This is a genomic window from Roseiconus lacunae (assembly GCF_008312935.1).
GTDB classification, from domain to species: Bacteria; Planctomycetota; Planctomycetia; order Pirellulales; family Pirellulaceae; genus Stieleria; species Stieleria lacunae.
This window is the reverse complement of the sequence record NZ_VSZO01000005.1, coordinates 170,694-196,204: the sequence shown is the minus strand read 5'-3', so window position 1 is coordinate 196,204 and position 25,511 is coordinate 170,694. Positions and strand designations below refer to the sequence as shown.

23 protein-coding genes are annotated in these 25,511 nt (G+C 53.4%); 5 read left to right on the top strand and 18 right to left on the bottom strand.

Annotated elements, in window-relative coordinates:
* Positions 1–2 precede the first annotated feature (2 nt).
* Both FYC48_RS09285 and FYC48_RS09280 read left to right on the top strand, forming a co-directional pair.
* Positions 3–1,319, top strand: a complete 1,317-nt coding sequence (locus FYC48_RS09285) for an ATP-binding protein (RefSeq protein ID WP_149496418.1) — start codon at positions 3–5, stop codon at positions 1,317–1,319.
* On the top strand, positions 1,316–3,517 hold the full coding sequence (locus FYC48_RS09280; protein ID WP_149496417.1) for a DEAD/DEAH box helicase: 2,202 nt from the start codon (positions 1,316–1,318) through the stop codon (positions 3,515–3,517). The genes FYC48_RS09285 and FYC48_RS09280 overlap by 4 nt, the downstream gene beginning before the upstream one ends.
* Positions 3,518–3,678: 161 nt before the next feature.
* Here the strand turns inward: FYC48_RS09280 and FYC48_RS09275 are convergent, their stop codons facing one another.
* The 5 genes from FYC48_RS09275 to FYC48_RS09255 all read right to left on the bottom strand — a co-directional run bounded on the left by FYC48_RS09275 (position 3,679) and on the right by FYC48_RS09255 (position 14,104).
* Positions 3,679–6,795 carry a UvrD-helicase domain-containing protein gene (locus FYC48_RS09275; RefSeq protein ID WP_149496416.1) on the bottom strand — a complete coding sequence of 1,039 codons (3,117 nt, stop codon included), beginning with the start codon at positions 6,793–6,795 and terminating at the stop codon, positions 3,679–3,681.
* Entirely contained in the window at positions 6,792–9,455 is a 2,664-nt protein-coding gene (locus FYC48_RS09270) for a PD-(D/E)XK nuclease family protein (RefSeq protein WP_149496415.1), read from the bottom strand. Before FYC48_RS09270 ends, FYC48_RS09275 begins: the two co-directional genes overlap by 4 nt.
* Before the next feature lie 196 nt (positions 9,456–9,651).
* Positions 9,652–11,490: an AAA family ATPase gene (locus FYC48_RS09265; protein WP_160149417.1), complete on the bottom strand. Its 1,839-nt coding sequence runs from the start codon at positions 11,488–11,490 to the stop codon at positions 9,652–9,654.
* A 918-nt stretch (positions 11,491–12,408) separates the two neighbouring features.
* Positions 12,409–13,014, bottom strand: a complete 606-nt coding sequence (locus FYC48_RS09260) for a restriction endonuclease (RefSeq protein ID WP_160149416.1) — start codon at positions 13,012–13,014, stop codon at positions 12,409–12,411.
* 190 nt (positions 13,015–13,204) lie between these two features.
* Positions 13,205–14,104: a WYL domain-containing protein gene (locus FYC48_RS09255; RefSeq protein WP_149496412.1), complete on the bottom strand. Its 900-nt coding sequence runs from the start codon at positions 14,102–14,104 to the stop codon at positions 13,205–13,207.
* Between the two features lie 226 nt (positions 14,105–14,330).
* Here FYC48_RS09255 and FYC48_RS09250 point away from each other — a divergent pair, with 226 nt between their 5' ends.
* From FYC48_RS09250 to FYC48_RS09240, 3 genes are all read left to right on the top strand, one after another.
* The gene (locus FYC48_RS09250) at positions 14,331–14,564 is read left to right on the top strand and encodes a DUF2188 domain-containing protein (RefSeq protein WP_149496411.1); all 234 of its coding nucleotides are present in this window, start codon (positions 14,331–14,333) and stop codon (positions 14,562–14,564) included.
* Between the two features lie 228 nt (positions 14,565–14,792).
* Positions 14,793–15,701: an SAVED domain-containing protein gene (locus FYC48_RS09245; RefSeq protein WP_235034166.1), complete on the top strand. Its 909-nt coding sequence runs from the start codon at positions 14,793–14,795 to the stop codon at positions 15,699–15,701.
* A 2-nt stretch (positions 15,702–15,703) separates the two neighbouring features.
* Positions 15,704–17,287, top strand: a complete 1,584-nt coding sequence (locus FYC48_RS09240) for a nucleotidyltransferase (protein ID WP_149496409.1) — start codon at positions 15,704–15,706, stop codon at positions 17,285–17,287.
* Between the two features lie 196 nt (positions 17,288–17,483).
* Here the strand turns inward: FYC48_RS09240 and FYC48_RS09235 are convergent, their stop codons facing one another.
* The 13 genes from FYC48_RS09235 to FYC48_RS27690 all read right to left on the bottom strand — a co-directional run bounded on the left by FYC48_RS09235 (position 17,484) and on the right by FYC48_RS27690 (position 25,454).
* Complete coding sequence (locus FYC48_RS09235; RefSeq protein ID WP_149496408.1) at positions 17,484–18,146, bottom strand: HesA/MoeB/ThiF family protein; 663 nt, start codon at positions 18,144–18,146, stop codon at positions 17,484–17,486.
* The gene (locus FYC48_RS09230; RefSeq protein ID WP_235034165.1) at positions 18,146–18,730 is read right to left on the bottom strand and encodes a hypothetical protein; all 585 of its coding nucleotides are present in this window, start codon (positions 18,728–18,730) and stop codon (positions 18,146–18,148) included. Before FYC48_RS09230 ends, FYC48_RS09235 begins: the two co-directional genes overlap by 1 nt.
* Before the next feature lie 16 nt (positions 18,731–18,746).
* Positions 18,747–19,742, bottom strand: a complete 996-nt coding sequence (locus tag FYC48_RS09225; RefSeq protein ID WP_149496407.1) for a hypothetical protein — start codon at positions 19,740–19,742, stop codon at positions 18,747–18,749.
* A complete protein-coding gene (locus FYC48_RS09220; protein WP_149496406.1) occupies positions 19,742–19,963 on the bottom strand; it encodes a MoaD/ThiS family protein in 222 nt (73 codons plus the stop codon). Before FYC48_RS09220 ends, FYC48_RS09225 begins: the two co-directional genes overlap by 1 nt.
* A 122-nt stretch (positions 19,964–20,085) precedes the next feature.
* Positions 20,086–20,304: a hypothetical protein gene (locus FYC48_RS09215; protein WP_149496405.1), complete on the bottom strand. Its 219-nt coding sequence runs from the start codon at positions 20,302–20,304 to the stop codon at positions 20,086–20,088.
* A 103-nt stretch (positions 20,305–20,407) separates the two neighbouring features.
* On the bottom strand, positions 20,408–20,626 hold the full coding sequence (locus FYC48_RS09210) for a hypothetical protein (protein WP_315853770.1): 219 nt from the start codon (positions 20,624–20,626) through the stop codon (positions 20,408–20,410).
* A 32-nt stretch (positions 20,627–20,658) separates the two neighbouring features.
* Complete coding sequence (locus FYC48_RS09205) at positions 20,659–21,603, bottom strand: hypothetical protein (protein ID WP_149496403.1); 945 nt, start codon at positions 21,601–21,603, stop codon at positions 20,659–20,661.
* Positions 21,604–21,812: 209 nt separating this feature from the next.
* The gene (locus tag FYC48_RS09200; RefSeq protein WP_149496402.1) at positions 21,813–23,306 is read right to left on the bottom strand and encodes an AAA family ATPase; all 1,494 of its coding nucleotides are present in this window, start codon (positions 23,304–23,306) and stop codon (positions 21,813–21,815) included.
* 23 nt (positions 23,307–23,329) lie between these two features.
* Complete coding sequence (locus FYC48_RS09195) at positions 23,330–23,998, bottom strand: ATP-dependent endonuclease (protein ID WP_235034164.1); 669 nt, start codon at positions 23,996–23,998, stop codon at positions 23,330–23,332.
* The gene (locus FYC48_RS09190; RefSeq protein WP_149496401.1) at positions 23,995–24,186 is read right to left on the bottom strand and encodes a DUF2997 domain-containing protein; all 192 of its coding nucleotides are present in this window, start codon (positions 24,184–24,186) and stop codon (positions 23,995–23,997) included. The genes FYC48_RS09195 and FYC48_RS09190 overlap by 4 nt, the downstream gene beginning before the upstream one ends.
* Positions 24,183–24,551, bottom strand: coding sequence for a DUF1257 domain-containing protein (locus tag FYC48_RS09185; protein ID WP_149496400.1), 369 nt, complete (start codon positions 24,549–24,551; stop codon positions 24,183–24,185). Before FYC48_RS09185 ends, FYC48_RS09190 begins: the two co-directional genes overlap by 4 nt.
* 15 nt (positions 24,552–24,566) lie before the next feature.
* Positions 24,567–25,070, bottom strand: a complete 504-nt coding sequence (locus FYC48_RS09180) for a hypothetical protein (protein WP_149496399.1) — start codon at positions 25,068–25,070, stop codon at positions 24,567–24,569.
* A gap of 216 nt (positions 25,071–25,286) precedes the next feature.
* Positions 25,287–25,454 (bottom strand): hypothetical protein, encoded by a 168-nt coding sequence (locus FYC48_RS27690; protein WP_160149415.1) that lies wholly within the window; start codon positions 25,452–25,454, stop codon positions 25,287–25,289.
* Positions 25,455–25,511: the final 57 nt, after the last annotated feature.

The following is a 25,511-nucleotide window of genomic DNA, read 5'->3' as shown; positions in this document are numbered from 1 at the left end:
CGATGATTCCCAATCGCGAACGATCTGCCGTTCTACAATCTCTTTCCGCCGGTGTCGTTCCGGCCATTGGGCTGCAGCATATTCAAGTTGGTCGACTGAACGAAGTCGACGCCTTGGTGAATGATTTGAAACTGGTGGAGGAGGATGGTGCATCCGTTCGATTCATCGTGGGCCGCTTTGGTAGCGGAAAGACGTTCTTTCTCAATCTGATTCGAAATGTTGCCCAAAAGCGAAAGTTCGTTGTCGCACAAGCTGACATCACGACAGAACGACGCTTTCATGGATCAGGCGGACAAGCAAGATCCCTCTATACAGAACTGATGAGGAATCTATCCACTCGGTCCAAGCCCGAAGGGAATGCACTTCAAAATGTCGTCGAACGCTGGGTCGGCGAAATTGACCACTCCATTCGGCAGTCTGGCAGTGGGAACGAGGACGATGTGAAAAGGGAGTTTGTGCGCGTTCTGCGTCCGCTCCAAGATCTCGTCAGCGGGTTTGACTTCGTGAATGTCATTTCCAAATACTACGAAGGCTATATTTCACATAATGAAGAAATCCAAGCTAACGCGCTCCGTTGGTTGCGTGCCGAATACACCACCAAGACCGAAGCCCGCCAAGACCTCGGCGTTCGTTCGATTATCGACGATAGCGGATTTTATGACTATCTAAAGCTGTTTGCCGGGTTCGTTCGTTTGGCGGGATACGCTGGACTGCTCGTGAACGTTGATGAACTCGTTGTCCTGTCTCATCGGCTATCCAACACCACGGCTAGAAATAATAATTACGAGGCGTTATTGCGGATTATCAATGACTGCCTGCAGGGACGCGCCGAAGGCCTCGCATTCTTGTTTGCCGGCACTGATGAATGTTTGGAAGACCAACGTCGGGGGCTCTACAGCTACGAGGCATTGGCAACAAGATTAGCTCCAAACCGGTTTGCCGATGAGAAGCAGCAAGACTATTCCTCTCCCGTCATCAAACTCGAAAACCTGACACCGGAAGACTGCCTTGTACTGTTGTTGAACATTCGGCGGGTTCACGCGGGAAAGAACGGTGAAGATCACTTCATCTCGAAGGATGGTTTGGTCGCATTTCTGAAGAACTGTCAGTCACGAATGGGCGCTGCGTACTTCCAGACTCCACGAGAAACGATTAAGGATTTTGTGAGCTTGCTCAACATCTTGGAGCAAGACCAAAGTCGAAGCTGGAAGGATCACCTTCAAACACTGGGGAAGGCAAACGAAAGTTCTGCCGAAGGAAACAAGGGGGGGCAGCAGCCCGCTTCAACGGACGAGGATTTGACCGAGTTTCGGCTATGAGTTCGTCGCAGGCGTTCAATTTGCTCGCTCCGCCTATTCAGAAAATCTTGTGGGACATGCGGTGGCGTTCCCTTAGACCGATTCAGGAAACAGCCATAAACGCGATCTTGCGTAGCGAGGCAGACATCGTGATCTCGGCGAACACGGCTTCGGGAAAAACCGAAGCAGGGTTTCTGCCGATTCTATCTCGCATCTTCGACTCGCAAAAACCTTCTGTCCAGGCGGTGTATGTCGGGCCGCTGAAAGCACTGATCAATGACCAGTTTCGTCGGCTCGAGAGTCTGTGCGAGTTCGCAAAGATACCTGTCTATCGCTGGCATGGTGACGTTGATGCCGGACGCAAGAAACGCCTGATTCAGCATCCCGGAGGTGTTCTGCTTATCACTCCGGAGTCAATTGAGTCCCTGATGCTGAATCGAACGTCTCGGATTGCAACTGTATTCCGGCATCTCGAATTCGTCGTGATAGACGAAATTCACTCGCTGGTTGGGATCGAACGGGGGACTCACTTACGAAGCCTACTTTTTCGCCTGCGCCAACAAACTGAACGGGACTTTCGCATGGTGGGCCTTTCAGCAACCCTGGGCAATGCGTTTCCAACCTACCAAGCCTGGCTTCGGCCGGACGGCAACCGCGAGGTTAAATTGATCGAAGGCAGTTCCGAGTCGAAGCGTGTTCTGTACAAGATTCATGGCTTTGTAAACCCTCCCCCTAAACAACATCACGACGAAGGGGATGATCAGTCCATGCCCCTGCCTGTTGGGATTGTCGACGCCATGTTCTGCCACTTCGCTGGAAAAAAGAATCTGATCTTTGCGAACAGCAAATCCGACGTCGAGCAATACGCGGACGCGTTGAACGCACACTGTCGGGCGGACAGTCGGCCAGAAGAGTTTATGGTGCATCACGGTTCGCTAAGTAAGGAAAGCCGAGAATTCACTGAAAGAGAGATGCTTGGCCGTCGCCCGAAAACCACCATCTGTTCTTCGACCCTTGAGCTTGGAATCGATATCGGGAATGTCTCCGCAGTCGGGCAAGTCGATCCACCTTGGTCTGTTGGTTCGCTCGTTCAGCGGATCGGTCGAAGCGGACGTGGAGAAGATGAGCCACAGTGCATGCGGCTCTACATTACCGAGAATCAGATCACCGCGAAGTCAACTCTGCTCGACAAGTTGCACTTGAATCTCCTTCGAGCCGCCGCTGCGACCGAATTGATGCTCGAAAGACCTCAATGGGTGGAGCCACCCTCAATTCCAAAACTCGATCTGAGCACGTTCACGCATCAAATACTGAGCACTCTCGCGCAATTCGGCGGTGCCCAGGCCTCTCGCATCTTCGAGTCGCTATCCACCAATGGAGCGTTCCGAAGTTTCTCAGCCAAGCAGTTTGCACAGATTCTGCGGTGTCTGGCGGCGAAGGAATTGATCGAGCAAATGCCGCAGGGAGATGTGATTCTCGCGCCGAAGGGCGAACAAATGGTGCGTCACTATTCATTCTACAGCGCTTTCGCGAGCGGTAGTGACTACAGCGTGTTGCATCACAGTGTTCCAATCGGAATGTTGCCCGCTGACTCATTGCCAAAGGTCAACGACCACTTCTTACTAGGTGCCCGGAGATGGCAAGTCATGAACATAGATGACGCCCGGCGAGAGGTAATCGTAAAGCGAGCTAGCGGAAAGAAACCACCTAAATTCATCGGCGGAGGTGGAGAGATTCACGAACGCGTCCGGCAAAAGATGAGAGAAATTGTTTCCGGCAACCAGCAACTTGGCTATCTAGACGACGGTTCCTCGCAATTGCTGTCAGAAGCACGGGCGACGGCCAAGCTGAGTCGTATCCACAAGACCAATTTCGTAGAACTTTCACCGAGCCGTTCATTGTGGTTTACGTGGACCGGAACTCGCATTCAGCGAACGCTATGTCTTTTAGCCGAAAACGCTGGAATCGCGTGCATCGATCGTGATGTCGCCTTGGAGTTTGAATCCACAGGTGTCAGCGAATTGATAAAGCGTTTACCTGCCTTGATTGCCAGTCCGGTAGATGCTCTTGCACTAGCGCGTCGCCTGCCGTCAAAGCAGTTCAGGAAGCTCGACGAGCTTCTCTCCGAAGAGCTGCTCTGCGAATCACTTGCAACAGATTTCCTGGATGTCCAGGGCGCTGTTCGTTACATAAACAGTGTGAACCCAGCGCAACCGTAATTAACCCGAAGCCTCGTGTATTACATCTCATTACGTCGAAAATGCGACCGCTAGGCGTTAAGCTGATTGCGGCGTAGCGGCGCGACAAGAGTTACGATACTCAATGAGCTCCTCTTCGGTGAGTTTCTTGATCCGTCAGTTCATAAATCAATGTAAGTAGTTTAGGAATCACGTAATTGTGCAACAACTCCGGCGAGCGGGAAATGAATTAATGTGGCGTCGACGGTCCTATTCGAGCTAGCGAGTATCTCGTTGTAAGCCAGGAGCTGGCCAGCGTATTCGGCCGCTTTGGTTGCGCAGTGGTCGCGACGAATGGGTGCGCTCTTGTGATCAATCAGGATCAGCATACCATCGGAAAGCTCAAGAATGAGATCGATCGTTCCGACCCATTGGCCACCGTCCGAACGCGGCGCGCTCACTGGCACTTCTGAGTGCCATTTTGCACCAGGATATGTTTCGTTTACCCAGTCGATGAATCGGTCACCGGAGCGGACAAGCTCGGAGGCTGGCAGGATTGCGGCAACTGAAAAAACCGTAATGCAACGCTCGGCGACCTTTGTCTTTTGTTCTGGACTTGCGTTGATGAGCGAAGGCAAGGCTGCCATGTAGCCGTGGACAGCGTCACCGATCGACGAGTATTGATCTTCGGTCGTTTTCGCAGGAAAGAATTGAGATCCGGGGAACGTCACGGTTGTAAATTCGGCGCATCCTGTTGGGGTTTGAGCTTGGCTTGGTGAGTAATATCGCTTGTTGAAGACAGGCAACTCGCTTGGCTGGTCCTGACTGATCCAAACTTGCGTTGCCGGTTCGTCAAAGCAATGCTGGTCCAGTTCTTCGTGTGACAGGTGCCGGATGACGAGTGTCGTAGCGATGCCCTCGATCGGGTGTTCCCCTGGCTCTTGAGTTGGATCGAGCAAGTCATCGATGCGGGTAAGCGATTCAAGCCATTTGTAGTTTCCAGCACGGTGCGAGAAAACGAGCTTCTGTTTCGCTCGCGTACAACCAACGTAAAGCAATCGGAGATTTTCTTGGGCTTCACATTGACTTTGATCTTGTCCCTCGGGAGTCGCAAGTGCGTCGATTTCGAGCAAGCTGCCTTTCTTGATACTTCCAAATGGACCATCTGTGATTCCGAATGGCCAGAACCAAGCTCGCAATTGTCGATTCGCAAGTGGATCATCAGCAATCGTTTCGCTGCTAACGACTGGCTTCCACATGTCGGGGTCACGCGCCGAGTTCAGTCCGCTCAGCACGACCACTGGCCACTTCAGTCCTTTGGCCCCGTGATAGGTCATGAGCGTCACAGCGTCATGGCCTTGCGATGTGAAACGTGAATCTTTGGCACTAGTGGCTAACTCCTCCAGATGGAGAATTAGTCCAGATAATGTCGCACTGCCACTCCCAGTCGCGGCAGACTCTTCGTACTCCCTTGCATGGCGGATCGCTGAATCGAGATTAGAGCAGCGTTGAGGCGCGTTTCCCCAGGTATGCACACGGCGGGGAATCGCGAGAGCTTCAACCACCTGCTGTATGACCAATGATGGAGACAGATTGCGATAGTCAATTGCCTCAAGGCCCGCCAAAATTGGATCGTTTTTCCAGGGAAGCTGGAACTCGGCTTCTCCGGTTTCGGGATTTACGGGGGCGTTTGCAAGAGCATGAAGCCTTTCAGATAGCCAGTCCGGCGTCGGTGTAGTTGGATCGCTGGAAAGATGCATTACCGTTGCTGCTGCAAGCGAGTCGTTGCGATTAGCGACAAGCCGCAATCCAGCCAGGAGAAGTTGGCCCTCTCTTGTCGAGAACAAACCGGGGCTTTCCAGTAGATACGGAATTCCGACCTCGTCCAGTGCGACTCCTAGTCGTGTGAGCTGGGCATTTCCTCTCTCCAAAATCGCAATATCGCCAAAGCGTGTTCCTTCGCGATGAAGTTGTGCGATACCACATGCGAGTGCGACCGCTTCGTCGTCGTTGTTCTTGACATTCAGCAACCAGCGTTCGACACCACGATCTTCCGCGTCATTTTGTGGAATCTGACGAGGGTCTTCGTCGAAATGCGGCGCGAATAATTCCCCGACTAACTGCACCAAGCCTTTTTGGCTACGGTGATTGTTAGGCAAAGTCGATCGCTGTTCTTCGGGTACTTGCTCCCAGACTTCCGCGACGAGTCGAGGGTCTGTATCTCTGAATCCATAGATCGCTTGCCGTGAATCACCGACCCAGCGATTACGAGGCGCAATCGTCCGCAAACGCTGGAAGATGGCGAGTTGCAGCGGATTCGTGTCCTGGAACTCATCCACCAAAACCAAGTCGTAGTCCTGCGAAAGACGGTCTGCTAAAGATTCATCTTCAAGCAAGCCCAGCAACAGGGTCTCCAGGTCGGTGAAGTCGACCAGGCCTCGTTCAGCTTTGTAGCGAGTGTATTCTGCATCGAGCAGCAGGATTTCCTCCGTCAGTAAACTGTTGAACTGAATCAAGTCCTCATGCAACTGTGGATTGTTTCGCACCTCCGCCGCGTGCAATCGAAGTTCGTCGAGCAGTTGGTCAGCTCCTGACCTTTTTCCTGCACTGATCTTCGCCGCATCGAGATATGTTCCCCACAATGGGCCTTTGCTCGAATTGAGCTTGCGCAGTTTTTTGATCGCGTCAGAAGTTGTCTTGGTTGTGTCCGTTGTCGTGGTTTCGATATTGTTGATTGCGGCTTCTGCCAATGCGAAGAGATGCGATACGGGCTGAGCCGTACTAGCAACTCCGTTCGGGGAGAGGATCTCGCAAACTCGGGAAGCACTCGCCGCGAGGTGTTCACGGAATGTGTTGTCGCAAATTCGATTACCTCGCTTCGCAGCGAGCAAAGCTAGAATTTGGCTCGACAAATCACTGACACCAAGTCGTTCGGTACGCTCGGTTAAAGGTTCCCAGCGAGCCAATGGAATTGCCGCCAGCAAGTCGCTAAGAACTTTGTCGGCCCCTTGCTCAAACACCTCAAGCCGTGGCGACAAGCCAAGTTCGATCGCATATCGACGCAGTAGTTGATGCGCAACGCTGTGAACCGTTCCAATTGCAGCAAGTTCCAGTCGATCGGCATGAGTGTGCCAATCGCCTTCAAGTAGTTTCGCCTGGACACGTCCCTTCAGCTCGGCGGCTGCTTTCTTGGTAAACGTGGTGGCCAAGATTCGAGCTGGATCCAAGCCATCAGCGACAGCCTGAGCTACCGTGTTGCACAGGTCGGTTGTTTTGCCGGAGCCCGCGCCTGCGCGGACGACTTCAAGTAAGTTTGTCATAGCAGTTGTTTGAGCCCGCAAAGATGTTGATAGTCGCAATACTTGCACACGTATTGCGTGTCCGTAGGCTTGAGGTCCGTTTCCAAAACAATTCGCAAGCGGTGAGGCCACTCTTGTGCTTCCTGTAAAGGTCTCGCAGGGATATTGCCGTCAGAAGTCAGCCACGATTCGGCATTCGTGATCGCCGTTTCAAACTCTTGCCAAACGGCTTGTACCGCTGGTCCATCGACAACCGACCGATGTCCATCCCCATTGATCGGGCCGCGAGATGGCGTGAATAGCAACCCGTCACTCAACACCAGATAGGCAATCGCTGGAAATCGCCCGGTCTCTTCCGAGCGGCTGTAAGCGTACGTGGCAAGCTGGACAGCTCGCCCCTCTTGGATCATTTTCTCGTATTTCTTGCCACCATATTTGAAATCGATAATCCCCTCTTGTCCTGCGGAATCTTCAACCAGACAATCAATCTTTCCGGAGAATGGCTTGCCGAAGGCCTGACCCTCAACGTCGACTTCAATCCCATTGATGCGATAACCACCGGCTGACAGCGTGTTGATCAAAACACGGGTAGCGTGGCTCAGCTCTTTGCGAAGCAACTGTCGCTCGCGGTACTTGCCTGATTGGGCCAGCGGTGCGGCGTCCAATTCCAGCCGCTCATCAAACAGACGCTCGACCCGTGCAACGGCCACATCGACATCTGGTAAACCATCACCGTCATTGAATGCGTGCTCTAGGATCTTGTGACAGAAACTGCCCTTAAGTTGAAAATCGCCCGGCAATTGAGCAATGGAGCTTGGCCGAAGCTTAGCGCGATACCGGAAAACCCATTTCAATGGACAAGCCAACCGATCTTCAAGCTCGGTTGCCGAAACAGTCTCACGATCTGAAAGCAATGAGGGATCGACTGACCAAATGGGACGGACCGCTGGCGGTGGCTGGATCTCTTCAGATGACAAACTGCAGACAAACGGCGACAAGCTAGACACGTCACCCGCTTCGATCAGACTTTCCAAAACAGCCACGTGGTCTTGAGCATGCTTCGAAAGTGCCATCCGGATCGCCAGCCATAGCGGGTGCCGTCGCTGCTCGTTGTCTTGTGGCAGCAAGACAGCAAAGAGTGCATTCTCAATGAACCCAAGACCGCGTGCTTCGGCAGTTCGCAATGATGTTAGAGAATTGGTTCCGTCATCAACTTCGATTTCAAGATCGCGAAGTATGTTGAGTTGATCGGTAGACCATCGGCATGGTGAAGCGTCGGCGGTTCCCAGTCCCAGCCAGATGACTCGATAACAGCGATCGTTGATCTCTGCCAAAGAGCGAACACGCATCGGCCCGCCTTCTGCTTCAATGGCACCTATCGACTCAACGCCGGCGGACAAAGCCTCCTCCAGCAATCGTGACAACTGAGGTTCGCTAAGTTCCGTGCCTTGGCTTTGTGCCAATTCACCCAGCAGCGTCGCTTGGCCAGCGGCTAGATGCAGAGCTTGAATCAATTCTATGGAAGCCTCCGGCTCGTTGGACATTGCGATAGCCAATCCGGTCGCCCATTTCGCCACTGCGGCGCATCGTTCTCGAACCAGTCGAGTCGGCACCAAGTTGTTTTGAATAACCCGTTCGCAGAACAACCATGAGTCCAATTTGGCTCGAAGCGAGCCTTCGGGATCTGCTTCTGAATCGCAAAGTGTCGCGATCGACTCTTCCCACGAGCTGCTTCCCAAACCCGGCTCATTAGTCAATGCACGAGCCAGTTCATTCGCAGCTCGTCGCGGAATGGGCGAAATTGGCAGAGTTAAGAAGTCGAGCAAGTGTTGCGGTTCGACCGGACTCCACAACAATGCCAAACTCAGCGGCAATACCTGCAGCATCGGATGAGCCTTGGAGCACGCCGACGCTCCCATAGTGGGCAAACCGTATCGACGCAGCGCCGCATCTAACTGGATGGCAAGATTGTCGTCTTCGCACAGGATAACGGTTCGTTCAAGCTGGTCTGGGTCGTGTGCGAGAGTTGCTGCGACGTACTCAACGGCGGCAGTCTGACTAAGCGACTGGACATAGCGCAAAGAATCATCCAGCTCCACATTCGACCCGGTACCGCCTCGTACAACGGTCTGCATAAGTCGTAAAGCTGCGCCCTCGGCGGCAGAGAATTCCGCTTCAACAAATGGCGTGATAGTCAGACGTTGCAACAGAGCCTGCCATTTCCTTGGCCAGCGATCGATGGGATCCGCTAATTCGCACGAATGCGGAGGTAGAACTTGACCGTCATCGAGAGCATCCAGGACGCGATGAATGCGATTGGCGACACTCGGGAACACAAATTCGCGTCCGCTCGCCGCCAGAGCAAGGTCGCTGACAACAACAGGCAAACCGTCCACATCAGCTTGATCCCATCCGCCAACCTGCAGTTCATCTCTGCGAGACAATAATTCCGATGCAGTCGCCCATCGATCAGTCTGCAAACTGGCAGTGATAACGGAGTCGGCCACCCCATCAAGAGCTGTCGCATACTCCGTAACGTGACTTCCCCGGTGCGCTTCGACGACTGGCAAACCAAGCTGCAATTCCAACCAACGAAGCAACGTCTCAGGACCGCCGCGCAATTCGTTAATCGTCGCTTTCCCAAAGGTCGGCCGAAGCGGACCAGGAGTAAGCCGAATCATGAGTCGCGTTAAGTTAAATCGCACTTAAACTGTATACTAACATTGAAGGAATAGAAACCACTAATCGAATACTCGAAAAAGCCAAACATATGGCGGTATACATTACAACCAAAAAGACCCGTCTCTAAAGTCGAAGCAGCAAAACGAAACACCGCACGATGCTGAGCGGATTCTTATTGTGCGAAGATCCCGCTTCTCAAACCACAAGCTTCTGTTCAGCTTTGATTTCGACAACCAGTTTTCGTAATTCATCCAGATCATCGAGTGCGTTGCCTGGAGTTGGGACACCGAAACTGCGGAGCGAAGCTCGATCGTGAGCAGAGGTGATATCACAACAGCGTTTGAATAGCGTCTGCAGACGCTCGCAATGGGTCGTTGTCATGGCTGTAACCTTCTTGAGATTGCTTAAGCTGATGTAATCTTTATGACGAACAATGACACCTCGAAAGAAATGCTCTTCGATAGCTCGTTCAACTGTTGCTCTAATGTCGCCGTAAACCGCGAATATATCCCGTTCGTAAACGTCGTCGTTTTGGTTGTTGTAGTCATTTTGTGTCGCCCTGACGCGATGCTCAAGTTCATCTATTCGTGGCAGGGTTTTTTGAGCAATCCACGGTAATTTGTCATCGACGAAACCGCTGTTGTTACGATTCGATTGCACGCGACGGAGTTCAATTGGCACCTTCAGTTGTTCGGCACCTGACAAAAGATCATGCAGGAACACAATGTCGTGGGTAAAGACAATGGCCTGTCGATCGGCAGCTTCCTCGACCAAACGTTGCGCGAAGCAACCACGCCAGTGGTGGTCGAGCGACGTAACTGGGTCATCAAACACCACAGTTGACTTGGTCGTCTCGGTTGCAAGCTCTGATAAGAACCCAGCCAATGCAATGCAGCGATGCTCGCCTTCAGAAACAATTGTCACCACCTGAGCATTGCTGGCTCCAACTAATTGGACGCGATAAAAGGTGCGTCCGTACTTTCCTTCTGCTGCGACAAGTTCCACGTTTAGTCGACGCACCCCTTGTTGCATCTTCTTGATTTCATCTGCAAACGCATTGCGAAGCTGATCGGTCACGTAGAGCTTGGCCAGTTCTTTGCTTTTGGTCGTAATTGCATTCGTTCTGGTCTCGGCGATTGCTTTTTTCAACTTGCTGATGTCGGCTAGCCGAGACACGTGCTCCTTCACGTCGCCGAGTACGGTTGCCAGCCACTCGCGAGCTTTTAGCTCTGCAAGTTCGTCCGTCAGCCTTTTTCGCTCTGTCGCATCTGCTGATTTGTCAATCTCTGCGGCACGCAGGCCCAGGGTCTTAATGAGGGCTACCAAGTGGTCGCCAACGTCGTTGAGCGCTTCCGGAGTCTCGAAAGACCAGTTGCCTGATTCGTAAGCCAGCTTAACCGCACGCAATCGTCGCAACAGCGTTGCGAGCTGATCCCGAACTGACTGAAAGACGTTAGCGTCTAATGCTTCTACGTCTTTCATTTGTTCCCTGGTACCTTCGCCTTGAAGGTCAAGCCGATCTAAAGCTGTAACAGCAGTTGTCAAAGCCGCAGTTGCCTTGGTTGCTTGTTGGGCACTATCGTCACGCACGAACTTTTCGAATCGCTCTAATCGATCTTTTGCGTATTCAGCAAGCGGTTGTTGACATAAAACACAGACGGCATTTTCAGCGTCTGTAGCAGGGAATTCCGTGTCTGGAATTGCGTCCGTAGAGTATCGACGAGCCGCTTCCCAAAGAGCACGCCATACTGGTTCCCCAATGCCGTCCAGTGGATCATCATTGAAGTTCATCGCCGCAGCAACTTGAGCGGCCTTCGTTTTCGCGGCGGCGTCACTGGCAAGTACTTTGATTGCTTCAAGTGCTTCGTCAGACAATGCCTTCTCGGCCGCAGCAAGCGAACGTCCGAGCGTGGTGATTCGGCCTGCCTGAACCCGCAGCTCTTTCGCCGCTTTCTGCGGGTCGGACGCCAATTGTGCAGGTATCTCCTTCAGTCGCTCCACTTCGGCATCATCCAAAGACGCCAGCGTATCCAAGTCTTCCGGTTTCGCTGAACCCTTGAGCGAGGTAAGCGTTTTGCCGACCTTTGTGTTGCCGGTCGCGTAGCTGCTTCGTAGAAACGGAGGTGTTTCACCTTCGAGTGTCCTCTTTTCCGCGCCGAGCTTTGCTTGAACTGATTTGCACAAGTCACCCAGTGTCGGCAAGATCTCTAGGCCGAATGGCGTGAAAGCAACCTCGTTCTTATCTCGTACATGCACCGATGCACAATCCGAATCGAAGAAACTGATTGATCCAAGACCATCGGGCGATTGTTGCCCGTCGATCCATTGTGCTGGCAGCTGCTCGGCATCATCAATCGCGGTCGTGATGACAGCGCTGGCTGGGTCAGTCGTCGCTTTACCCAAGACGTTAGGCAGGATTGGGTCACCTTTACTGCGGGCACGGCAGGCACGGCGCAGGATTCGCCCGTATCCACTCTTTCCCGAACCGTTGTAACCAAATACCACTGTCAGGCCGGTTGCAGCAAACGATAGTACCTGACTTGAATCCAATGCATTGACGTTCGCCGCTTCCGAGATCGAGCACAGCGTAATCTTTCGACCGGACTGTTGCCGGGAAGGGATATGCTCGGTCGCTAGCGGTGATAAGTTGGGTGCGGAATCTTCGCTCAGCCCGTAAGCCTCACGACAGGCCGCGGTCAACTCATCGGTATCCGAGACATCAAAGCTGCCTTTTTCGACAATGCGACGTAACGCATCGCGCTGCCAAAGCGGTTGGTCGAGCGACCATGCGAGGATTTCATCGTGAATTGTCATTCTTCTTGTAGCTGGGGATTTCACGAGTGGCCTCATCACTTGATCCTAGATTTCTTGATTAGCTGTGGATTCGTGTTGTCAACCGGTTATCAAAGTCCAGATCCAAACCCAGTATGACATTAGCGGTTCTTCGTAGGTTCACTTGGTTCGCGGTGTAAGCACTTCTTGAATATTGGTTGCCACTTCGTAATCAACTCCGAGTTCTCGGAAGTGGGCGCGGCCGCAATCGATCTTGTGGTTCTCGGTGTCGCGGCGTTTGTCGCGGTCGTGGGTGTCTTTGGTTTCTCGGGCGAGATACAGCTTGCGCGTCCCTCCCACTTGCAACATTGGGCTGCTGACGTGGGGCGGCGAGATCTCGACGCTTTCGTCATCCTTGCTGACATCAAGCCCGATCGAATCGAATGGATTAAACCAAACGGGCTGCGGCTGATTATCGGGTTTCGGTGGTGTTTCAAGTCGCTGAGGGTTGGCCAACTGCCACTCAAATTCAGACTCCGTTTCATCACAGCCAACCACCTCGACCGTTTCAGCGATGACGCCCTTATCGAGTTGATCCCATGGTTGACCAACAGCGTCTAGGATCTCGGCGTCCGAAATGTCTGGACGCCCTTGTGCGGCATAAATGTAGATTGCCCCTCGAATCTTGTTGGCCTGAGAGCGATGCTCCACGCACTTATCGCACCGGAGGATCAATTCCGCCCAGAGTTGCCGAATACCGGGTGCTTTGTATCGCTCATGTTCCATATATTGCCCCAAGTTAAAAACCAGCTACGGACATACGATACCGGAATGCTGCCAAAGAACCGCTCCCCTGAGGGGGGTAGCATCCGAGCGTAGCGGATGCGATTGACACGTTTGGTCACTCGCGACATGGATCGGGCAAATATTTTGGGCAATGAACGCCAGATTCTTCGCCGTTTGAGGTTTCGCAAAGTCACGCCTGCGCCTCCGAAGCAATTTGGCTCTTTACCGTTTTTTGAATTCGTTCGACCTCATCTCGGTTTATCAACACGAGTCGAGCAACCTTTGGGTCAAGCGCATCGTGCTCCGGGGCCAAACACAAGTGCCCCATCATGTAGTAGAGCAAAGAGACCCGAGTCTCGATCTTGCACCTGCCATCTTCCATTCGGTAGTCGAGTTCAACGGCGCGCTTGTCGCCTGGAGATAGCTTCGGGTTCGGTTCAAGAATGAGAGTGACGGAGTGATTCCACTCAACGTCTTGCGCTCGATTGATCTTCTCCGGCTTGGAGCCATCGACCTCCACGATTCGGGTGAGAACAAAATCTCGAAACGATTTATTGCGAAGGCACCAGGACCGAGCGTGCCAACCGAATCCGTCGTATCCAAACGCATGCGGGGCGATCCAACGCCACGTCGTTGAATTGGAGTAAGCGGACTGATACTTAACCTTCAAAGCTTGGGAGTCACGAGCCGCGCCAATTGCCGCTCGCAATATCTCCGGTTCTACGGGACGACGAAGGATCGGGACGACCGAGAAGTCGGGCGTTTGCTCAGCCCACGTTTCGCCCTCGGCAACATAGCCAGACTCTTGCAAACGCAACTGTGATAAATAGGCGTCAGCCGAAGGCCGCAGATGCAACGGCTTGAACCGTTCAGTGGGCCGGTATGTCTTCAAGTGGCGGTCGTAACGAATGAAATCAGGGGCGGATTCCTGGTACCGCTTCAAATCCCCCGATGCTTGCGGAACAGAGACTCCGAATTGCGCGACGATATCCGACCGATTGATTTGTCCTTCCCAAAACAAACGAAACTCAATGAATTCCAGTCTGCGCTGGACACTATGGCGAATTTCTGACTTTTCCGGTTGTACCACTGTTGCGGGCTCCGTTTTGCTGCGTATACTTTTTTTACGGGTAAAGTAACTTTACCCACCTAGGTCTTCGTCGATCGCCAAGTGTCTGTCAATGCGGGCAGCGCCCGAAGTCGTTGATCTAGTCGGCAAAATTGCGGCTGTTCCGCGAAATCGTCGTAAGCGGCAAACCTTTATGGCTGCCTTTGTTGGGTAGCTAAAGCGAAACCATTCACTTGTGGAGAGAACCATGACCAAGAAGGACTACCACGTTGTCCCCGGGCAAAACGGTTGGGCAGTCAAGCGAGAGGGAGCTGAGCGGGCGTCGTCCGTTCACTCAACTCAGCAACAAGCGATTGACGCCGGCAAAAAGCTCGCCCAAACGCACAAGACGGAACTCGTGATTCACCGCCCCAACGGCCAGATTCGCGATTCCGATAGTTACGGTAACGATCCGAACCCACCGAAGGATAAGAAGCACTAGACCGAGATGTCAGTATCAAACGTTCCAGAACCGATTAGGCTTTGCCTTTGGGGCAGAGCTGCCGGTCGCTGTCAATACGAGGGTTGCAATCGAGAGCTGTTCCGCGATCAGGCAACGAAGGCGGAGTTCAACCAGGCATACATTGCGCACATTATCGCTGATAAGCCCACGGGGCCGCGCGGCGATTCAGTACTATCTGAGAAGCTCAAGGCGGACCTTTCCAACTTGATGCTTCTTTGCGATGCGCATCATCGCTTGATTGACAAGGTGGATGTCGCGGGGCATACAGTTGCGCGTTTGCAAAAAATGAAACAAGCTCACGAGAGCCGCATTGAGCTCGTAACGGCTATTGATCAAGAACGCCGCTCACACGTTCTTATGTACGGTGCGAGGATCGGCGAACACGGGACGCCGCTAACGATTCAAAATGCAAAATTGGCCCTGCTTCCAGAGCGGTATCCCGCGAGCCACGAACCAATATCGCTGAGTCTTGGAAACGCCTCAATCGGTGATGACGAACAGCTCTATTGGACAATGGAGGTGGAACATCTTCGGCGTCAGTTTGCCGAACGTGTAAAACCGCGTTTGACGGCTGATGCTCTGCACCTTTCTGTGTTTGCATTGGCGCCCATTCCTTTGTTGGTTGAGTTGGGAAGGTTGTTATCTGACATCCCAATGGCTGACGTGTTCCAACTCCACCGGGAGCCTTCAACCTGGAGCTGGCTCGAACACAACAAGCCGTTCGAGTTCAAGGTGCTGCAAGATGGTAATGAATCAGCGACTGCCGTCGCAATCAATCTTGCGTTGAGTGCAAATGTCACAAATGAACGTGTACGGTCCGTGTTAGGCGACAACTGCTGTATCTATACCGTCACTCCAACCGAACCTGGAAACGATTTTCTCAAGAGCAGCGCTCAGTTGCAACTTTTCCGCGAAACCATGAGGAAGCTATTTGATCAAATCAAGCTTCGGCATGGCGAATCGTGTGAGTTGTCAGTTTTTCCTTCAATTCCGGTTGCCGCTGCGGTCGAGCTCGGTCGAACTTGGATGCCGAAAGCAGATCTTCCTTTCCGCGTGTACGACCAAAATCGCAAGAGCGGTGGATTCATACCAACGATAACCATTTCCCAAGTCTAGCCATGCATCACTCAGTCATCGACAACCGAACCCTGATCGTGAACTCGATCCTTCGGCAGCTTGCTGAAGAACTTGACATTCCTCCAAGTAAGTACAAGCAAGCTGTGGAGCGATATACTTCGGTGGGGCGGTGGCTGAATGATGGGCACTACCCAGGTGCGCACGGTGAGCCTTCTATCTATCCGCAGGGTTCATTTCGTTTGGGCACAGTTGTTCGCCCAATTCGCGATGGCAAAGAAACCAACTACGACATCGATCTCGCATGTGTGCTGCCATACCCCAAGCAAACCACCACTGCGAAGACGATTCGTCATCTGGTAGGCAACCGATTAAAAGAGCACGGCACATATTCAGAAATGCTCGATGAGGAAGGGCGCCGCTGCTGGACGTTAAACTACGCAGAACACGATGGAGCTGGCTTTCACATAGACATACTTCCGTGTATCCCGGATCCGCAGCGGTTTTCCGACGTGGAGGAACGCCATGCGGTTCAATCGGTTGCTCTAACCGACCTTAACAAGGAAGGCCGCGTCTACTCGTGGGGCTTTACGAATCCAGCGGGATATGCGGATTGGTTTGGGGAGCGACAGCAGGCTGTTTTCGAAGAACTTTCGCCTTTGCGTAAACGTGAAATCTATCTAGAAAACATGGAGATATTCGCGAGTGTTGATGATGTACCAGATCAGCTGGTGAGAACGCCCCTGCAGCGGGCGATCCAGGTCTTGAAACGCCACCGCGACGTCCGATTCAACAGTTTGAAAAACTGTGAGGATCGTCCAATCTCCATCATCATCAATACGCTGGCTGCGCTGGCGTATCAAGGTGAGCCAGATGTGTACTCAGCGTTGGCCAACCTAATTGATCGGATCCAACGATACCAAGAGACCGGATTGATCCAGTGCGAAAACGACAAATGGGTCATTCGGAATCCCGTGAATCCAAACGAAAATTTCGCTGACCGATGGAATGACGAAGGTAGCGAGAAGGCAGACGCTTTTTTCCAGTGGATTGGATGGCTTCAAGAGGACATTGACCAAATCCTGAACGCATCGACGTCCAAAGAACTCGAGCGAACGCTTGTCGAATCTTTCGGTAGCGACATTGGAATTCGCGTTGCAGATGTGTATGCGTCACAGCTGGTTGCCAACAACACCCTTGTTGAATCCGCATTTGGTCGAACTCTAGGAAAGTATTTGCGTTTCGACGTAGCGCACCGCGAGCAACCTCGTTGGCATATTTCACCGACAAGATACCAGACTCGAATTAAAGCCAAATACATGCGAAATGGATTTCGTCCGACCTTATTTAGGAGCAACAGTGCAGTGTTGCCGAAGAATGCGGGCTTGGTTTTTGAAGCGATCACCGATGTTCCCAAACCATACAGCGTTCATTGGCAGATCGTGAATAGTGGCCAAGAAGCAACCAACGCGAATGACCTTCGAGGCGGTTTCTACGATGGAAAGCGTTCAGGAAGGACCAGAGAAGAGTCCACGAAGTATACGGGTATGCACTGGGCCGAGTGCTTCATCGTCAAGGATGGTGTTTGTCTCTCGCGAAGTGGCGAATTTGTGGTGAACATTAGATAGGACAGTCGTTCAGGTGGGTGTGATCGGAAGCGTTTTATCCGATTGAGGCAACGGGTAGTTCTTTGGCTCGGCGCAGAATAGCTAAAAAAATGGATGGCTGCTCCGCCTGGGTGGGCGGAGCAGCCATCAGACGAATAACATTCAGTCACATCTTAGAGCTTTCGTCGAGGTTTTCGGGCAACCGAAAAAAACGCCGTCACCGAGCGTCGTTTACCAGCCAATCTCCCGAGAGCAAGTTCAAACTCGTTTCCGTATCCACGGCGATGTCACGTAGCCATCGCGTAAACTGGTGAACCATCAGGGCGGCAGCGATGCTGGCCGCGTAGATCGTACTCCGCGAAGTGCAGGTGCCCGGATGTGCTTCCGACTGGGAAAACAGTGTAGAGCGATACAACGATCCGTCATGACCAGCTACCGCAAACACTCGAATGACTTCACCAAGCATACGCCCGTCGGCCCAAAAATCCACTTTGCCTTCCAGCGAGTTCCAAATCGCGGTACGTGCGGAAATGGAGTCGACGCAGCAAAAGACTGAGTTGCCGATGTCATGCCGTGGACGAAAGCGATCTTGAAGCAAAGTGATGTCGATCGTTGGATCAAGCTCCGCGATCGCGATCGCACAAGCCTGGGTTTTTGCCAGACCGATCTCCCGATGGCGATAACCTTGGGTTGTGGTGTTGGATAAATCGACGTCATCGAAATCGATCAGCTGGATCTTTTGGATTCCGATCGCAGCAAGCTGGATGGCGACTTGCCGACCAATGGCACCGACACCGATCACTGTCGCGTTTGCGCTCCCTAGTCGGTCGACCGGGACGATTCCTGCTTGACGAGAAAAACGATCGAGCGAAGGGTTCATCAACCGACCTCCGAATGCTCATCGGTCCATCGTTCGAACGTGACCGTTGACGGTCGCCACCAGTCGACGTCGATCGATTGGGTAACTGGCGGGTTCTGCGATAGAAATGGATCGTGAATCGAAACATTTTCGCAATACTCCAAAAACCACGCCTCCTGATCCGATGATGGAAACTCACAGTCAAGCTGCGTGCGACAACGGAGACGTCGATCGAAACTTGGACCGACGTTGAAACGGGCCCTGGCATAGCTGTTTCCTCCCTGAGCTAGTATGTACATCACGCACCAATCGCTGCCTCCGAAGCAACGATCAAATGTCTCTTCATCGGTGCCGCTCGGTGACGGCGACTTGCCTGGATGGGTGTGAATCCAGATCCGAGCAAATTGCTCCGGCAGTCGACCACAGTCAACTTGCTCGTCGAAGTAGTCAGCAACACTGTCGTCATCGAATTCGACGGAGACAGCGGAACAGACTTGTTGGACCAGCTGGACGTCCTCGACCAGTAAAAGGTCATCGGCGTTGGAGATTCCAAATCCGCCAACTTCTGTTGGGCCAATATCTCGCAGAAACAGCAGTTTAGCCATTGCATAGGGAGTGAACCTAAGCACATGCCGGCTGCGTTTGCTCGATTGTTTCCGCTTCCGGCGTTTGTTTTTGTCGATCGATGCAATCATCACAAAGTCCTTCGGTTAGGCAAGAGTCACAAAAATGGTCATCACACTCTTCACACAGCGTTTGGCAATACTGGCAGCAATCGGCGTCACAGCCGGCACATGAACCATTGCAGTCATTGCAATAGCGATCGGAACACGACTCACAGCGGGTGCTGCAGTCACAACAGAGCTCCGTTTCACATTTTGAGCAGCGATTCAGATCGTCGGAATCGACGGTATCTCCGCACGCGCGACAGTTCACTCCATCCCAGTCGTCGAGTGAAACGTAGGCACTTTGCGGGTTGTAGGTTTTCAAGATCCGGTCAACGACGGTGAAGAAGTCGAATAGACGACCTTCCCGGAGAGCTCGCTTGATCACCGTTGCACCGTCTCCTTCGCAAAGCCGGTCGCCCTGTACATGGGGATGGGGCGTACCGTCTCGCGTTTCGTATCCCGAGTCGATTGCAATGACGTCGTAGGGATGGGATTCGTCAATCCGAGCCCAGCGGAGGACAATGTCGAATTGTCCTAGATAGACGCCTTCCAAAACGATCTCATCAGTACGGACGCGAAGCTGTTTCATGGATCGTTCGATCACGACCGAATCAAACTCGCTACACAACGACTCGATTTCTCGATACAGATCCCCCGTGGAGATCGACACAGACTCGCTATTCGGTTGACGTACGCCAGCCAAAACAATCTCTGCCCGCTGACGCAACAAATCAACCGCGCTGCACAGTCGTCCGGCAGCATCGCTTTTTGCCGCGTGCCAATCACGAGTGTGAGCTTTCTTCCATCGACTATACCAACGTTGGCAGGATTTGAAGGCATCTTCCAAAGACGCGAGGTCGGCCTGAACGCCGACCGGATTTGGTAGCGCCGAGGCGATCTCGACCGCGGCAGCGTACTGCTGCCGCATTCGACGTTTCGCGTCAGCCATCAGTTAGCACCTTCGATCTTCAACGGTGTGAAGCTGATCCGATCGCCGTCGCAAAGCAGCTGATCAGCAGCTGCTGGCTGACGGTTGACACGAATCAAATAGTTGCCAGCCTTCAGCGGACCGATTTGCTTTTCGAATAGCTGTTGGACGGTCATTCCTTCGGTCAATTCGACATGTTCTGCGAATCCACCGGCGTCATTTGAAATCAGTAGGACTTTCATGCTTGGTTCGTTTCTGGTGTTTGAGGTTCTTTCGACGTTTGGGGAAACGGAGTCGCCGCCGCCCGCGAAGCGGATAGCGACGACTCGTCACAATGTGTCGGTTGCGCGTATTCGTCATCGCGCTAGCAGAGAGCGGCTTCTGGGTCGAAGCAGCGTTCATCGGGTTCCTCGGAAAGGAATTCAAAGTCGTCCCAGTCGAGTACACGACCGCCGTGCACGGGATCGGTCGGGTCTTCGAAGGGCTGGTCAGGATCGGCGATTAGAAATCCGAGACGTTTGATCGCGGTCACGGTCTCGCCGGTCGCTCGGGCTACGGCGCGATTGATATCGTTCTGATTCATCGTGGAAATCTCCAGGGTTTGGGTCGGAAACAAGAAAAGCCCCGGTCACCTGATTTGGATCAGGTAACCGGGGCCGGGCGTGAAAAAGGTGTTGTGTGTGGGGTCAGTCGGTTTGCCGCAAAACCCAATTGGCGTTTAACCAAGTGACTTCGGCAGCCAGCGCATCACTGCGTTTGTCGTACGGTCCCAGTACGGGACCATCGACAACGGAAAGATCGGCAGTCCATTGCCCATCGAAGTTGGGTTCAACATAGGAACCTCGTTCGATCGAGATTCGTCCAACCGCTCTGAGATCGAGCGAATCGTCAAAGATCGTTCTCAATTGACCATTCGGTTGGATCACCACGGTCGGCATCAGCGTGGTCCCCGGATGACATTGCGGCGGGGACGATCGCTCATCAGTTCGTCCAAGCTGGATTCCACCCGCGTCAGTGAGGAGGCGACTTGCTGACGAAGCGATCCGCGATCTCGCAAATCTTGAGGGGAGACACCGCTAATAACTTGGCGCGCGTTCTCAACAAGCTGATCGAGTTCGTCGCTGCTGCCAATGTTCAGATGCTGGAACCGTTCAAAGAACTCGGTTAGGTTCGTCACGGCAGAATCGCGAAAGACTTTTGGCTTCCCATCCGCTGAACCGGACAACCGCTCTGCCAAATGATTGACAAGTTGCGACAGCTCTTCTGCAAAAGTTTGCTCGGCAAGTTCGACGGCTTCGGCAAAGCGTGCTTGCACGCGCCGGCACTCTTGTTGGTACAGTTCCGGGCTGACAGTTCGCAAATACGTGGGCGGGGTGACGGAGGGAAAGTCCCAGGAAATTGCAAACAGATCCGAAACCGTTGTCGGATAATCTGCAGGATCAAACAGGTGTCCGAGCTGGTCACGGGCGGAATCGACCAACTCGCTGAAACAGCGGTCCAATTCGTTGACTGATTCACTCAATTCGTACTGAATGTTGGTCAGCTGGGAATCGAACTCGGAAACATCGCTGCGTCGTAATAGCCGGACGCCGGGTTCGATGTACGGCAGGGTCATCCCTTTCCAGAGCGAAGTCGCCTTCGTCTTGACCGCCGAAACCGCACGAAACGCGGGATGCGAAGTGTCAAACAGTCGTTTGGCGGCCGACAGGGTTCGACTGTCAGCATCAAACGCACCCGCCGCCTGCTGTTTCTGGTCGCGGCTAAGGCTCTTCCGAGTCCCCGGCCAGCGGATGTGCAATCGGACCGCCGTCGTTTCCGCTTGGAGACGGCTGCCCTGCAACTGCGTCGTTTGACTATCTGGTTCATCAAGCATGACGCTCATGGGTTCTCCTTTCGGGTTGATGATTCGTTTGAAGATTGAAGTCGATCGATGAGCGACTCGATTTGTTTGGCGTCGAAGCTCGGGATTGGTGCCCGATCGAAGTAATACTGTTGATTTGCATGACCGGCTTGCGCCATTTCGTCTCGCCAGTAGCGGAGCGATGCAGAGATCAAGGCGAGTTCGTCAGCAGTTAGATTTACCGCTGCCATTTAGTTATCCGATAGCTTCGCGCGAGAGACGCGGCGACGTGAGCTTCCCGCATTTGATCGGTGTCGAAAGATTCCTCCTTTGTCTGCATCCAAGCATCGACCACTGGCCCATTCCCTCAATCGTTCGACCGATTCGGCGGAAGTTGCCGAGACGGGAACCACATTCAGCGAGGCTTGCGACAAAGGCAGATCCAACAGAGCTGCGAGGCGACAGCAAGAACGGATTTCTGCGCCCGTCCAGCCCTCGTCGACGGGTCGGCGTTGATCACCGTCAAGCTGAAACAACTCGATGTACTGGTCCCAGATCCGATCCTTCTGCTCCCTTCCCGGCAGATCCAAGAACACGATCCCATCAAACCGTTCCGCTCGAGTGAGCTCGGGCGGCATTCGCGAGATGTCGTTGCAGGTCGCGATCAGGTACACATTCGATTTGTGATCATTCATCCAGGACAAAAGCGTTCCCAGCATGCGTGAGGCGACTCCGGAGTCGTTTTGTCCGGAACCGGATGTACCGCTGAGCGCCTTCTCAAGTTCGTCAATGAACAGGATTGCGGGTGCCATCGCATCAGCGATTTGCAACGCGCGGCGAACATTTTGTTCCGTTTGCCCGACCAGGCTGCCCATCAGGGCACCGACATCAAGGATCAACGTCGGTCTACCGGTTTCTTTGCCGAGCGCTTTGGCGAAGGCGCTCTTGCCGGTCCCGGGCACGCCAAGCAACAGAACGCCCTTAGGCTGTTTCACTGGATTGTCGCGAACTGGCTGCAAGAGTGATCGCTTGCAGAACGCCTTGAGACTTTCCAACCCGCCCAGTGATCCGAAGTCATCCTTGCCCTTGTAAAGCCTGAGCAAACCAGACTTCTTCAGCATTCCGGACTTAAGTTCCCAAATCGTATCCGGCTTCACCTTCGACTCACGCACCAAGCTTAGCCCGACCGCGTTCTCCATTTCCAGTCGCGTTAGCCCCATCGCCGCATCCAGTACGGTTTCCAGATCATCGCCAGATGGAAGTTCGCCGTCTTCGGTCGCGATTTCTTCAGCGATCACTTTGAGTTGATCACGCGTCGGTAATGGGTGTTCAACGGTGATAAACAGCTTTTCCAGTTCCATAGGGATTTGGACCACCGGCGAGAGGACGACGTAAATGGTCCGCGTTGACTTGCCAAGGACAACTTGGCTCGCCAATGCCTGAACGATTTCAGCCGAGCCAAGGAAGCGATGGAAGTTACGCAAAATGACGATCAAGGGAGCCTCTTCTGAAGCCAGTGACCGCATGGCACGGATCGCCGAAAGTGGATCCGATGCTTGGTCGTCTCCGACCGTGCTGCCAGACAGTTGGATCCCTTGGTCGATGTCCCAGGTTGCCAGTCGCCAATTTTGGTCGCGGCACAAGCCGGCAATCTCAGAAATCGCATCATCGTGTTCGTGGCTTTCGATCCAGATCGCGGAGAAGCAAGCGCGGACCAATTCTCCGATCCGATCAGATAGTTTCATGTGATGTTCCTTTATGGTTTGTGTTAGGAGTTGAGAAGATCCGAGATTGAGGTCATCCAGGAGCGGACCTCGCCTTTGGGATCGCTTTCATCGAGCAATGCGGCGTTCATCCGATCTGCCACCGCTGTGTTGAGCCACCGCTTAGCTCGATTGGTCATGCGGCTGCGGGATCGGCGCGGTAGTAGCTGCCAGGGGATCTCACCCGGTCGATGGGCGTACAACAACCGCGCAGCCAGTTCCGAGACGCAATCGAAATCTTCGAACGAGATGTCGATACCGCCTGCGGATCGAATGGCATCCGGATGCAGGTAGTTCTCAACACTCCGCATTCGCGTCAGTACGGCTCGACATCGATCACGCCCGTTGACAATGTTTGCAGCGTCGCGGCGGAGATCGGTTTCCGGCGGCAACTCGTGGTCATAGAGATGGAACTCTGGAAGCGAGAGTGGCGCAAAACGCTGTGCCCATGCCCGGACGTGTCCACCCCCGAAGGGGATGAACACCAACTCGCCGCGGATCTCCATCTCGGCCAAGTTCGGTAGGTTGCCATCACTGCGGTGAAGAGCGAGAGAGATACGCCGCAGAAATTCAATGTCGTTGATTCCTTCAACGATCATCAACAGACGCACGCGGCCCGGCGTGATCGGACGCTGATCCGCCTGTTTGACTTGGAGTTCGTTGGTGTTGATCACTCCTCCTGCCGGGTTTGATGGTGGTTTTGCACGACGGTGTGATACTCACTAGTCAGGCTTTCGGATTGGCGTTTGCCAAGCGCCGTTTCCAACAGTCGACTTGCCTCTCGGCATTCACTTCCCGAAAAGCCTTTGGTTTCGACGCGATTTTCACCGTCGGGACGAATAAGAATCTCGATCTTCTTCACGCGTCACCTCCAAGCTCGATGGTGAGCCTGATCGAGCCATCGGCAAGGGTTTGCTCGGTGACCGAGTGTCCCTGTCGCCTAGCTTCGATAATGGATTTTTCCGCCGAGTACGCCTGTTTGAGTTGATCGAGCTGAGCTTGATCTCCCCAGCGACCGCCGTAGTTGTCGTAGTGCACGACGCCGGTCTCGACTTGGCAGACAACCGGGTAGCGCCAAGCGGGTAGTTCGACGCAATAGCCGGTTGCTTCACTGCTAAACAACTTGGCGGTCCGATGGACCGGCTCGGCAAGACCGAGTCTTTGGCACGACCGCCGTAGCGCGACAGGGTCACGGATTTCGGTTTCGATGGTCACGATGTGTGACACGGTTTCCTCCTGGGTTTAGGGAGATTGGTTTTGAACATCACTGGTGCTGGGACCGTCAATGCGCCGACGTTGCTTTGAATCGGATTCAAGGTCAAATAACAACGGTTGATCGGCAACCATGTCGTTGAGCATCAACTCGACGATCGCATGCTCACTATCGAGCTCTTGAGGTTTGGCGAGCAACAGCCAGATCAGCCCCAGCGGGAGCAGGCAAGCGAAGACCAATCCGATGTTGTTGATTGCTGCTGCTGACAGGGAATCAAAGCGACGCGAAGAGGCAACTTCACGTCGCTCGTCTTCGAGTTTATCTCGTTCTCGGTTGATCGATGCACGCTCGGATTGAACAGCACGTTGCATGGCGGTGACTTCGCGTTGAAGCTCCGTGGCACGAACGTTCTGTTCGGCTTGCCGGATTTCATGACGCCGTGCCATTGCGACGAGTCGAGCGTCTTTGTCCTCGCGGCATCCGGTCATGATTGCCAGCAGTATCAAGAGAATCAGAATCGGCCGAATTTCCATGGGACCTCCAGCGTCCAATCAAGCGTTTGAGAATTTGTTGCAAGGCAATCCTCAACCGTCGCTCTTTGATCAATGCAACGATCGCCAATAGCAGTGCAACGGAGAGAAGTGTCAGTAAGATGTGTGTCAAATGGGACCTCGTGGGGCATAGGGAACGTGAGTGAAGATGGCGGAGAGCTAACGTTCTCTCCAAGGTATATGCCGCATTTTTCGCTTTTATTTAGCTGGCCCCTTGCCCTTGCCGTCTATTGCATCTTCAGATTCGTTGGCATGGCGACGGTGGTAGGCAAGCAGCAGAAAGGCAACGCATTCTGCCAGTCGCGCACGATCCGGTGCGTCATACGCTGGAAGAGCGTCGGTTTGATTTTTGGAATGAGGCGTCATTGCGGTTGATCGTTTCCAAGTAGCGGATTAGAAAACGCCCCGATTGAGATAGCTGGG

Coding starts and splice junctions, on each gene's coding strand:
- FYC48_RS09270 (WP_149496415.1), bottom strand. CDS start 9,455: ATGATTCGGCTTACTCCTGGTCCGCTTCGGCCGACCTTTGGGAAAGCG.
- FYC48_RS09200 (WP_149496402.1), bottom strand. CDS start 23,306: ATGAAACTATCTGATCGGATCGGAGAATTGGTCCGCGCTTGCTTCTCC.
- FYC48_RS09230 (WP_235034165.1), bottom strand. CDS start 18,730: ATGGCTAAACTGCTGTTTCTGCGAGATATTGGCCCAACAGAAGTTGGC.
- FYC48_RS09205 (WP_149496403.1), bottom strand. CDS start 21,603: ATGAGCGTCATGCTTGATGAACCAGATAGTCAAACGACGCAGTTGCAG.
- FYC48_RS09235 (WP_149496408.1), bottom strand. CDS start 18,146: ATGAACCCTTCGCTCGATCGTTTTTCTCGTCAAGCAGGAATCGTCCCG.
- FYC48_RS09275 (WP_149496416.1), bottom strand. CDS start 6,795: ATGACAAACTTACTTGAAGTCGTCCGCGCAGGCGCGGGCTCCGGCAAA.
- FYC48_RS09240 (WP_149496409.1), top strand. CDS start 15,704: ATGCATCACTCAGTCATCGACAACCGAACCCTGATCGTGAACTCGATC.
- FYC48_RS09215 (WP_149496405.1), bottom strand. CDS start 20,304: ATGAATCAGAACGATATCAATCGCGCCGTAGCCCGAGCGACCGGCGAG.
- FYC48_RS09245 (WP_235034166.1), top strand. CDS start 14,793: ATGCTTCTTTGCGATGCGCATCATCGCTTGATTGACAAGGTGGATGTC.
- FYC48_RS09225 (WP_149496407.1), bottom strand. CDS start 19,742: ATGGCTGACGCGAAACGTCGAATGCGGCAGCAGTACGCTGCCGCGGTC.
- FYC48_RS09285 (WP_149496418.1), top strand. CDS start 3: ATGATTCCCAATCGCGAACGATCTGCCGTTCTACAATCTCTTTCCGCC.
- FYC48_RS27690 (WP_160149415.1), bottom strand. CDS start 25,454: ATGACGCCTCATTCCAAAAATCAAACCGACGCTCTTCCAGCGTATGAC.
- FYC48_RS09180 (WP_149496399.1), bottom strand. CDS start 25,070: ATGGAAATTCGGCCGATTCTGATTCTCTTGATACTGCTGGCAATCATG.
- FYC48_RS09280 (WP_149496417.1), top strand. CDS start 1,316: ATGAGTTCGTCGCAGGCGTTCAATTTGCTCGCTCCGCCTATTCAGAAA.
- FYC48_RS09250 (WP_149496411.1), top strand. CDS start 14,331: ATGACCAAGAAGGACTACCACGTTGTCCCCGGGCAAAACGGTTGGGCA.
- FYC48_RS09220 (WP_149496406.1), bottom strand. CDS start 19,963: ATGAAAGTCCTACTGATTTCAAATGACGCCGGTGGATTCGCAGAACAT.
- FYC48_RS09260 (WP_160149416.1), bottom strand. CDS start 13,014: ATGGAACATGAGCGATACAAAGCACCCGGTATTCGGCAACTCTGGGCG.